This window comes from Bartonella sp. AP88HLJMH, from assembly GCF_042195605.1.
GTDB lineage: Bacteria > Pseudomonadota > Alphaproteobacteria > Rhizobiales > Rhizobiaceae > Bartonella.
Window position 1 is genome coordinate 71,368 of the sequence record NZ_JBHIOR010000010.1, and the last position, 8,893, is coordinate 80,260.

The window sequence follows — 8,893 nt, forward strand, 5'->3', positions numbered from 1 at the left end:
CAAATTTATGATAATAAAGATAAGCAAGTACCCAAATATTCTCAATCTGTCATTTTCGCTACAAAAAGTAAAAACATTAGAGATTTTAATTTGTGCGTATCGAACACCTGACAAAGCATTCATTCCCCGTCTTAATCTTTTACAATTCATGTAATATTTAGAGGCTGTTTGTCTGATACAAGAATACGAAAGATCATCATAATCTCTCGTATCCTTTTTTGTTTAAAAACACGTTGTGAAAATCACCAGTAATTATTTAAAGCTGTGCTTTTTCAACTTGGAACGCCCACTCAAGCCATTGTGTTAAAATTTCAAGATCGGAAGCCTCAATTGTTATACCCGCCCAAATTCGAAGCCCAGGAGGAGCATCGCGATACGAACCGATATCATAAGCAACCCCTTCCTCATCAAGACGCTTCACAACCGCTTTTATAAAAGATACTCGCTTTTCCGTATCCAAAGCAGTAATCACTGGATCCACAATATCTAAACAAATAGCGGTGTTAGAACGCACTTCAGGATCTTTTGCCAAATATTCTAACCATGGCGTTTTGCGAACAAAAGCATCAAGTACAGAAAAATTTTTCTCAACCCTTGCTCTTAATGCCGCTGCACCTCCTAGAGATTTTGCCCACTTCAACCCATCAAGAAAATCCTCAACACAAAGCATAGAAGGTGTATTGATGATCTTTCCTTTAAAAATATCTTCGTTCAATTTTCCATTTTTTGTCATATAGAAAAGTTGGGGCATAGGCCAAGCTGGAACATGATTCTCAAGCCTCTCAACAGCACGAGGACTTAAAATCACCATACCATGTGCAGCCTCACCTCCCAAAACTTTCTGCCATGAAAAAGTAACAACATCTAATTTTGAAAAATCAAGATATTGCGCAAAAGCTGCCGATGTTGCATCACAAATGGTCAATCCAGCCCGCTTATGCGGAATGAAATCCGCATTAGGAATACGCACACCAGAAGTTGTCCCATTCCATGTAAAAACAACATCCCGATCAAAGTCAAGTTGTGTTAAATCTGGTATTTCACCATAAGGAGCTTCAAAACGACGCACATCAGAAAGCTTTAATTGCTCGACAACATCTTTATTCCACCCAAACCCAAAACTTTCCCACGCTGCCATATCAATGCCACGCTCACCTAATAGAGACCATAGAGCAGCCTCAACAGCACCGGTATCTGATCCTGGCATAATTCCTATACGATGATCAGAAGGAACCTCAAGAATCTCACGGGTTAAATTAACAACTTCAGCAAGTTTTAATTCTGCTTCTCTAGATCTATGTGAACGCCCAACTAATGCATTTTTAAGAACATCAAGAGTCCAACCAGGCCGTTTGCTACAAGGACCTGAAGAAAAATTAGTATTATTGGGACGATTACTTGGTTTTTGTAACATTATCATTATTTCTCCCCTTTTAGATGTTTTTCTTTCTTTATAAAGAAAAACAAATTATTATAAAGACTAATCAATAATCTTTTTAGAAAAAAGTCAAAAATGTTGTCTCTTATTTCGTATGCTTAAAATTTAGGGAAACTTTATAAAAAAATCTTTCTTAATCATTCTTCTCGATCGATTCTTTTAATTTTTTTCGTATCACCACCACGATAAGACAGCATTCTAATAACAATACACTAAAGTGTCCAATATACCTATCAAATTTATTTTATGATAAAGATTCATTGATAACGCTCTAGAATAGGGAGATAAACTTATTAAAAAATCAATTATTTTTCTTTTGATGACTGGACAGAGAAAATTTTAATGTTATAACCGCAAACGCTTTATATGTTTTATGAAGCATGCCCAGATAGCTCAGTTGGTAGAGCAGCGGACTGAAAATCCGCGTGTCCGTGGTTCGAATCCGCGTCTGGGCACCACTTTTTGTTTTTAGCATATTGAAATATATAGATTTTTTCTTTAAATAACCATTTTCAGACCACCTTTTAGACCACCTTCTACAGCTTATATAATTTTATCTAATTTGTTCTTATTTGCTCCTTATTTTTCTTTGGAATGAAGGCTAAGATCTCTTTTTTTCTCCACCTCACTGCTCTCCCTAGCTTATATGGCTCCGGAAACAACCCCTGAAGCACCCAATTGCGAATCGTTGTTGTGGATACACTAAAAAGCTGTGCACACTCACGTGTCGTTACATATCTATCTCCATCATCAAATATCATCTCATTACCTTTCTCTTTTTTATGTTACTTAATCCCCTCCTCGTCCTATAGGACGAGGAGATGAAATCAATTGTTTAAAACTAAGCCGCTTTCGTGACAGGCTTCTGCAAACTCGGATCATAAGCTCGCAACAAAGAATCCATTCTATGGGGCAGCTCTGAATCTCCAAAATCCGTTAAAACTGCTAGAATCTTTGTAATATTTGGAATTTCATCTTGAAGTTTTAAAATCAAAGCTTTTTCTACTATGCTCATGATGTCAACCAAGTCACTACAGTCTTTGTCATCTACGTATTCACAATTGACAAACTGAGACAACGCTATCCACAAATCACATAAAAAGTCGATACTGGTATTCATTGCACACCCCCAAAGATTTGTTCTCTCAAACAAGCCAATCCTCTGGATGTGATTTTTGTTGAAGGGAGTACCTTTTCTGTACCATCTGGTCTTTGGATAGTGATAGCAGGACAGTCCATGAAACCTTTTTTGATTTTATCCTGATAAGGTAACAGAGGCGCCCCTGGAGCCCGTCGATACACCCAATCATGTTTACGCAAGTAATTGGTTAAGTCCTTTGGGCGCACCTCCAACATCTTCGCTGCTTCGATAAGACCGAATAAACCATCAGAGCGTTTTAAACCTTCCAAAGCTTCTGCTTTAGGCTTGAGTGTACTCACCTCATTTCTTAAGTCTTCTAATTGATTGATACTCTCTAAAAGGAGCTGTTTAATCGTAAGAGGATTTTCCAAAGCATTGGCAAGATTTATTTGTGGTGTTGCTACTTGTCTTTCCAATTCTTGCCAGCGGTCAATAATCTTTGCTCGTAAAGCAGTGCTGTAACCCGAAACAAGAATTAAACACTCACGTTTGGGAAGATTGTAGCAAGGAAGAGTACGACCTGTTGAATCTCTGTAGAATCCTGCAAATTCACTCAGCTCAATTTTGAGCTCAGTGAGTATTTGCCGAATATCCCGCATAACATTCCGATGTTCTTTACCACATAATTCTGCAATTTCACGACTCGACATAGTCTGAGTGGTAGCACTATTAGCAGTGCTTTCTTCAATTTCTATAAGTGTGTTCACTGTGAACTCCTTGGTAATAGAGGTTTTCTATTGACACTCTAAAAGAGTGCCGGGTGCTAGAAAACACGGTACCAAGTCCGTCGTCACACCTTTCCCGTGAGGGTATTGTATAGTGTAACTACACCCGACAAGACCGTTATATGCTACAGCATATAATGAGTCAAAATCTTTAATGTTCAGAAGACTGATTATTTCGGCAACCAATCCGCTTGGTATTTTAAGGTGTTTTCTAGGCACCTGATTCGACAATAGACATACTGATAGTATTTTGTCAAATAAAAAATTAAAAAATCGGCGCTTATAAACTATATCGATTTTATCAGTAAATTCGTATTTCTTTTCCATGATTGTTTCTCTTAATGCATGCTTTGTCGTTTAAGTTCTTGAGACAACACACCAATTCCTTTTGCTGTGATTTTTGCGCAAGGAATGACCTTTTCTATTCCATTTGCGGTTTGAAGTGTGATAGTTGGACAATCCATAAGTTTCTTTTGGATTTTGTCTTGATAAGGAAGCAAATTTCCACCTGCTGCTCGTCTGTAAACCCAACCTTTTTGCTGTAAGAAGAGAATGAACTGTTTTGGTTGCATCTCGAGTATTTTAGCGGCTTCTGTAAGACCGAAGAGTCCATCATGGCGCTGTAAGCTTTCAAGAGCCATTGCCTTTGGTTTTAAATTTGCAATAATGTTATCTTTTTGTTCATTTTCATTTTTGAGATACGTTAAAACACCAAGCATAACTTGAGGACTTGAGTAGTCGATTTGTGGTATTGCTGCTTGCTTTTCTAATTCTTGCCAACGGTCTATAATCCTAGCACGTAATGTCATGCTGTAACCAGAAACTAAAATGAGGCATTCGCGTTTAGGGAGGTTGTAACAGTTTTGGGGCTTACCCTGTTTATCTAAATAGGTGGATCCAAATTTGGATTGACCCCCTTCAGGATATAATTCTCCTAACATTTGTCGAATATCACGCATAATATGCGCATGTTGCTTACCGCATAACTCTGCAATTTCACGACTAGACATCGTTTGAACTGTTGTGTTTTGAAAATTTCTTTCAGATGTTGTGATAAAATTATGCATGCTTCACTCCATTCGTTGTGACAACATTGTCATTGTGCTTGATTTGCTGTCTTAGATGTCTTAAGAAATCTTCTAATGTTTCAGGATTTGAATAATCGATTTTTGAATTTACTTTTTTTTCGCATTTCAGAAAATATTCACGCACTTGTTTACCTTTGAGACCAGGTTCACAAATGGCAATGTGTTTTGCTGTGTCTAAAGTGAGAGCATAATCTTTAAAAGGATTTCCACGTGAGGAGTTTGATAATTCTTTAGTAGAAAGTACAAAGTCGACATCTTCTCTAAAGCTAAGTTCTTTAATACAGTTTGTTATCCACTTTCTAAACTCGGTTTTTACCTCTAAAAAGGTATATAAATCACGAGCGCTAATAGTTTGAACCTTTTGATGCTGAATAATATTGTATTGAGTAGCAAGAAGCTTTTCCATTACGAACCTCATGTTGATGGGATTGATGAATGAAAGGGGGCGCTTTTAAAAGCGCCCTTTAGAATTTTTAAAGCACATCACAAGGACGCAAACGGTGTTGTTGTTCATAAGTACCGTAAATCTCATCATTATATTTTTCGTCTGCGATCTCGTCTAAAAGTTCTTGGTAAGCATCACTTTCGAGTACAAAGTCATGAACTTTACTCTCCTCGTGGAGATGTTCGATATTTTCTTTTACATATGCTTCTGCAATTTCTTCAGAGATATCTTCACAATTATTCTCAGAAGGATTGATGCGAAAGATTTGGATTGCATCATCTGCCTCGTCAATAATTTTTAGAATTTGGCTTTTATCCAGTGGTCCTGACCGACCAATGTTTTGATCATCATCATAGACAACTAATAAAATTTCATCAGAATTTATAAGAATTGGATTTTCCATAATTTTTCCTCCCTAACGCCTCTTGGCGATTGTTTGTGCGTGGTTTATGGAATATATTAGTACATTACGCACTAAATATAGTAAAGTACATAATGTACTATTTTTTAAAAAAAATAAAAAAAGACGAATCAGGGCACAATTTAGAGAATCAAAATTTTGCTGTTTACTGATAAAAATCAAGCAAACTTGCTTCAATCTGTTGATGGCAATCTAATCGATAACGTGAACAGAGAATCGTATTGTGTTTACATATCAAGAATAGTGCGCCGTACACGACCTATTATAGAGATAGCGCCTTCAAGTTTTGGAGCCTTTATTGTCTTGTCGTATGAAGCGGGCTGAAAAGGAGGATCATCATTAGGTCTGTATCGTTTATATGTCGCTTGTCCAGATTCATCTGCAATTACATAGCAGGCATTAGGCACAAGTTTTTTGTCTCGCATATTTACAAATATTATAGAATCTGGAGGGCTAATTTTATTCATAGATGCGCCATCTACACGTAAAGCAATCCATTCACCGGCAGGAAGATTAACAGCCTCTGTCATAGGATAATCTGAAAAATCCATTATCCCATCTTGCTCGCTTAATTCTCCAGCGCTAATCCATGAAACGACAGGAATACTTATATTGAGGTTAGGATTTTCTTGAGGAGACTCGCCATACAAAATCCACCCCGGATCTACATTAAATACTTGTCCATAGAGCTCGGCTATTTGGCGCGAAATACCACGATTTCCATTTTCGTGACTAATTAGGGTATTTTGATTAAGAGCTGGTATAGCGCGCGCAGCTTCGCTTGGTGTTGCGTATCCAGCATTCTTACGCGCTATTTTAAGTCTATCTTTTGGCAAATAAGTCATTTGTACATTATCCACTATTTTTTTAATTCATTGTGTACGATTTTATCTTGATTAAAAGTTGTACGTAATGTACTATTTGTGTCATGGTTAATGATTTTTATGTCAAAAGTTTGATTGAATCTTGGGGATCTATACGCCAATTTGCAAAAGAAATTGGTTGTAGCTATGAGGCTGCGCGTAAAATGCGTGATCGCAATTATAAATTACATTTTTGCCATAGTATTTCTCCAAAATACTGGAATATAATTATTCAGTTGTCTAAAGCCAAGGGTCTATCTTGGGTTACACTAGATTGGTTCCTACATAATTATGGGAGTAAATCCCATAGAGTTATTCGTCCAATGACAAAACGAAGAAAAGATACGCTTCATCTGGTGGAGAAAATTAGTACAGCAAATGCATCACAAACAGTAATATCTTCTCATAGTGCTGCTCATACAGATAATAATGAACAGCAACAGCACCATTCACACTCTTAAAGAAGAAAGATCAGAGATGATAGATATCCCGCATATCACTATAAGTAAAGTCAAGTTGATTAATCTTGTTAATAAGATTGGACGTGAAGACATATATTATGGTGTTCGCTCGCCTAATCAGACATGTGAAAGTTGCATAGATCCCTCATCAACAGGTTATCTTGTCTATATACTGCAAAATATTTTTGCGCGTGATGATAGAAATTATTTTCCGTTATTGCCATACGATGATTTTAATCAATGGTTTTCATCTGCCTTTACGCAAGCTTTTACAACTTGCTTTGATAATTATTTTTCTCAAGATTTGTCATCTTTTCATCGCCTAAATGAGCTACTTTTGTTTACAGCTTTAGTCGAAAGTAATCTTGGCTTCTTAAGGGATGACCTCATCAAAAAAAGAGAAGAAGAAATCAAATTAATAAATGATGCGTGTAGTGTGCGTCTGAATTGAGTTAATCCACTTTTTTAAAGTCTATGAGGCTGGTTTGTGTTGTTACAGTCATTTTTGTTTCTGGTTGCAGTGGGGATGTATGGGTAATGATTAAAGTAACTTGGTCTTTTATATCTTCTTCACGTGCTGCTACAAAAATAAGGATTTTTGAAGGTTTGCCTTCTGAGGGAGCTACAGAAATATTAACATCGATTTCTAGTCCCGTTCGAAAATTCTTTGCTTTATCACAGAAGCCAGGGAATACTCGCGATTCTGCAACCGCGTCAGGATTAACATATGGTGATTGTATTTGCTAAGTTTTTTGCCTAGGTTTGTATATGATGCCATATCCAAGAATAAAGCGAGAACTATCTTTTAGCTTTATATTTAAAATATGGACGACAGTTTGTGCATTATTTTCTACCTTTAAGAAAAGAAGCGTCCACTTGTCCTTTGTTGGAAGATGCGGTCCAGTTGCATATATGGAAAGTGGCGGTCCTAAATCCTGTACTCTTTTGTTATCTAACAAAATTTTAATATGTTCTTCTGACCATTTTGCAATATCTTTTGTTGATTTTGCTTGCTCTTCAAGAGCTGCAGTTTGTTTTTCGCTTTCTGCAAATTTCTTGATTACCCATTTCTTATCTTGTGCTCGTTTTTTTGCGGCTTCTTTACGGTCTTTGCATCTTAAAATAAGCGCTACTGAAAGTGATCCGATAAATGACAGGAAACCCGTAAGAAATATCTTTATCCATTCTTGCATCTTTCCCCACCCCACTTTTTTAGAATCGTTGGGAGGTTACTTTTTCAAAAACATTTTTGCAAGACAGGCAATCACAACACGCTCTGTCATAGCGCACGTATAAATACGCAACAGCCTTAAGGGGGGATTATGATCACTAATGCACAAACCATTCTCTGTCTTGATCTAGGCACTAAGACTGGCTGGGTGCTTCGTGATGCAGATGGTTTTATCACAAGTGATACAGAACATTTTCAATCACGCCGTTTTGAAGGCGGTGGCATGCGTTACTTGCGCTTTAAGAAATGGCTTACTGAACTAAAGAGATCTGTTGATGAAATTGACGCGGTGTATTTTGAAGAGGTGCGCCGGCATGAGGGTACAGATGCTTCTCATATTTATGGGGGCTTTCTAGCAACCTTAACAGCGTGGTGTGAACATCATCAGATACCATATGAAGGCATTCCTGTTGGCACAATTAAGAAGGCGACGACAGGAAAAGGCAACGCCTCAAAAGAAGAAATGATTAAGGCGGTATGTGCAAAAGGACATGTACCTAAAGACGACAACGAAGCAGATGCTTTAGCAATTTTATATTTGATGAAAGAAGGGGATATACATGTCCAGTAAAATACCATGGACGAGACTGTTTGCCGATAAATGGGCGGTGGTCGTCGATTATTTACCTCCTGTAGAAGGTAATATCTATATGAGATTGCGGTTTCGCATGCTTCGTACTGGTGAACCTCTTTTTTGTAACATTAAAGTTTTGTCTCATTACATTGGTTATTCAGTAAAGAAATTTGAGACAGCTTTGAATGTTTTGCTAGAAGAAGGATATATTATTCGTTTAGCAGATGGTCGTTTATGGAATCTCGATGTTGAAGAAGAATTAAAAAATTGCAATGAGAATTTAAATAAACTTTCAGAAAAAGCTATAAAAGCTGCGAATACTAAGAGAAAAAAACATAAAGATGACTCATCAAAAGACCATGATGATGTCATCACGAGGTCATGATGACATCATGATGAAACACATTAACATAGACAATAACATATATAATAAAAAAACTAAAACTATCGTTTTAGCAAAAAAAGAAATTGGTTCTGAAAGTTTAGAAACAAACGAACAGGTTGAC

At 36.9% G+C, this 8,893-nt stretch carries 14 protein-coding genes and 1 tRNA gene; 6 read left to right on the forward strand and 9 right to left on the reverse strand.

All coding sequences use genetic code 11. From position 1 onward, the window contains the following. Positions 1–256: 256 nt before the first annotated feature. Positions 257–1,420, reverse strand: a complete 1,164-nt coding sequence (locus ACFIMA_RS06200; RefSeq protein WP_375613717.1) for a phosphoserine transaminase — start codon at positions 1,418–1,420, stop codon at positions 257–259. A 400-nt stretch (positions 1,421–1,820) separates the two neighbouring features. Between ACFIMA_RS06200 and ACFIMA_RS06205 the strand changes: the two genes are divergently transcribed. Next, positions 1,821–1,896: transfer RNA gene (locus ACFIMA_RS06205), tRNA-Phe, on the forward strand. Between the two features lie 99 nt (positions 1,897–1,995). Here ACFIMA_RS06205 and ACFIMA_RS06210 read toward each other — a convergent pair. The 7 genes from ACFIMA_RS06210 to ACFIMA_RS06240 form a co-directional block, all read right to left on the reverse strand. Beyond that, complete coding sequence (locus ACFIMA_RS06210; protein WP_375619679.1) at positions 1,996–2,199, reverse strand: helix-turn-helix transcriptional regulator; 204 nt, start codon at positions 2,197–2,199, stop codon at positions 1,996–1,998. Positions 2,200–2,279: 80 nt separating this feature from the next. Next, positions 2,280–2,558, reverse strand: a complete 279-nt coding sequence (locus ACFIMA_RS06215) for a hypothetical protein (RefSeq protein ID WP_375646213.1) — start codon at positions 2,556–2,558, stop codon at positions 2,280–2,282. Continuing rightward, positions 2,555–3,286, reverse strand: coding sequence for a phage antirepressor KilAC domain-containing protein (locus ACFIMA_RS06220; protein WP_375693217.1), 732 nt, complete (start codon positions 3,284–3,286; stop codon positions 2,555–2,557). Before ACFIMA_RS06220 ends, ACFIMA_RS06215 begins: the two co-directional genes overlap by 4 nt. A gap of 356 nt (positions 3,287–3,642) precedes the next feature. Then, positions 3,643–4,371, reverse strand: a complete 729-nt coding sequence (locus ACFIMA_RS06225) for a Rha family transcriptional regulator (protein ID WP_375693740.1) — start codon at positions 4,369–4,371, stop codon at positions 3,643–3,645. Then, positions 4,364–4,798, reverse strand: a complete 435-nt coding sequence (locus ACFIMA_RS06230) for an antA/AntB antirepressor family protein (protein ID WP_375613828.1) — start codon at positions 4,796–4,798, stop codon at positions 4,364–4,366. Before ACFIMA_RS06230 ends, ACFIMA_RS06225 begins: the two co-directional genes overlap by 8 nt. A 67-nt stretch (positions 4,799–4,865) precedes the next feature. After that, positions 4,866–5,240: a hypothetical protein gene (locus tag ACFIMA_RS06235; protein WP_375693219.1), complete on the reverse strand. Its 375-nt coding sequence runs from the start codon at positions 5,238–5,240 to the stop codon at positions 4,866–4,868. Between the two features lie 245 nt (positions 5,241–5,485). Continuing rightward, on the reverse strand, positions 5,486–6,103 hold the full coding sequence (locus ACFIMA_RS06240; protein WP_012754749.1) for a S24 family peptidase: 618 nt from the start codon (positions 6,101–6,103) through the stop codon (positions 5,486–5,488). 83 nt (positions 6,104–6,186) lie between these two features. On the opposite strand from ACFIMA_RS06240, the gene ACFIMA_RS06245 reads away from it, so the two are divergent. From ACFIMA_RS06245 to ACFIMA_RS06255, 3 genes are all read left to right on the forward strand, one after another. After that, positions 6,187–6,582 (forward strand): hypothetical protein, encoded by a 396-nt coding sequence (locus tag ACFIMA_RS06245; protein WP_375693220.1) that lies wholly within the window; start codon positions 6,187–6,189, stop codon positions 6,580–6,582. Positions 6,583–6,598: 16 nt separating this feature from the next. Next, a complete protein-coding gene (locus ACFIMA_RS06250; protein ID WP_375693221.1) occupies positions 6,599–7,033 on the forward strand; it encodes a hypothetical protein in 435 nt (144 codons plus the stop codon). Positions 7,034–7,119: 86 nt separating this feature from the next. Next, a complete protein-coding gene (locus tag ACFIMA_RS06255) occupies positions 7,120–7,329 on the forward strand; it encodes a hypothetical protein (protein ID WP_375693222.1) in 210 nt (69 codons plus the stop codon). On the opposite strand, the gene ACFIMA_RS06260 is transcribed toward ACFIMA_RS06255, so the two are convergent. Continuing rightward, positions 7,326–7,775: a hypothetical protein gene (locus ACFIMA_RS06260; protein ID WP_375693223.1), complete on the reverse strand. Its 450-nt coding sequence runs from the start codon at positions 7,773–7,775 to the stop codon at positions 7,326–7,328. The two genes, ACFIMA_RS06255 and ACFIMA_RS06260, sit on opposite strands and share 4 nt — an antisense overlap. A gap of 129 nt (positions 7,776–7,904) precedes the next feature. Here ACFIMA_RS06260 and ACFIMA_RS06265 point away from each other — a divergent pair, with 129 nt between their 5' ends. Continuing rightward, positions 7,905–8,384: a crossover junction endodeoxyribonuclease RuvC gene (locus tag ACFIMA_RS06265; protein ID WP_375693224.1), complete on the forward strand. Its 480-nt coding sequence runs from the start codon at positions 7,905–7,907 to the stop codon at positions 8,382–8,384. Beyond that, a complete protein-coding gene (locus tag ACFIMA_RS06270) occupies positions 8,374–8,772 on the forward strand; it encodes a DUF1376 domain-containing protein (protein WP_375693225.1) in 399 nt (132 codons plus the stop codon). Before ACFIMA_RS06265 ends, ACFIMA_RS06270 begins: the two co-directional genes overlap by 11 nt. The last annotated feature ends 121 nt before the right edge of the window (positions 8,773–8,893 follow it).

Bases quoted from the DNA above. Each gene is read 5' to 3' on its own strand.
- ACFIMA_RS06200 (WP_375613717.1), bottom strand. From the start codon at position 1,420: ATGATAATGTTACAAAAACCAAGTAATCGTCCCAATAATACTAATTTT.
- ACFIMA_RS06210 (WP_375619679.1), bottom strand. From the start codon at position 2,199: ATGATATTTGATGATGGAGATAGATATGTAACGACACGTGAGTGTGCA.
- ACFIMA_RS06215 (WP_375646213.1), bottom strand. From the start codon at position 2,558: ATGAATACCAGTATCGACTTTTTATGTGATTTGTGGATAGCGTTGTCT.
- ACFIMA_RS06225 (WP_375693740.1), bottom strand. From the start codon at position 4,371: ATGCATAATTTTATCACAACATCTGAAAGAAATTTTCAAAACACAACA.
- ACFIMA_RS06230 (WP_375613828.1), bottom strand. From the start codon at position 4,798: ATGGAAAAGCTTCTTGCTACTCAATACAATATTATTCAGCATCAAAAG.
- ACFIMA_RS06235 (WP_375693219.1), bottom strand. From the start codon at position 5,240: ATGGAAAATCCAATTCTTATAAATTCTGATGAAATTTTATTAGTTGTC.
- ACFIMA_RS06240 (WP_012754749.1), bottom strand. From the start codon at position 6,103: ATGACTTATTTGCCAAAAGATAGACTTAAAATAGCGCGTAAGAATGCT.
- ACFIMA_RS06245 (WP_375693220.1), top strand. From the start codon at position 6,187: ATGGTTAATGATTTTTATGTCAAAAGTTTGATTGAATCTTGGGGATCT.
- ACFIMA_RS06250 (WP_375693221.1), top strand. From the start codon at position 6,599: ATGATAGATATCCCGCATATCACTATAAGTAAAGTCAAGTTGATTAAT.
- ACFIMA_RS06255 (WP_375693222.1), top strand. From the start codon at position 7,120: ATGATTAAAGTAACTTGGTCTTTTATATCTTCTTCACGTGCTGCTACA.
- ACFIMA_RS06260 (WP_375693223.1), bottom strand. From the start codon at position 7,775: ATGCAAGAATGGATAAAGATATTTCTTACGGGTTTCCTGTCATTTATC.
- ACFIMA_RS06265 (WP_375693224.1), top strand. From the start codon at position 7,905: ATGATCACTAATGCACAAACCATTCTCTGTCTTGATCTAGGCACTAAG.
- ACFIMA_RS06270 (WP_375693225.1), top strand. From the start codon at position 8,374: ATGTCCAGTAAAATACCATGGACGAGACTGTTTGCCGATAAATGGGCG.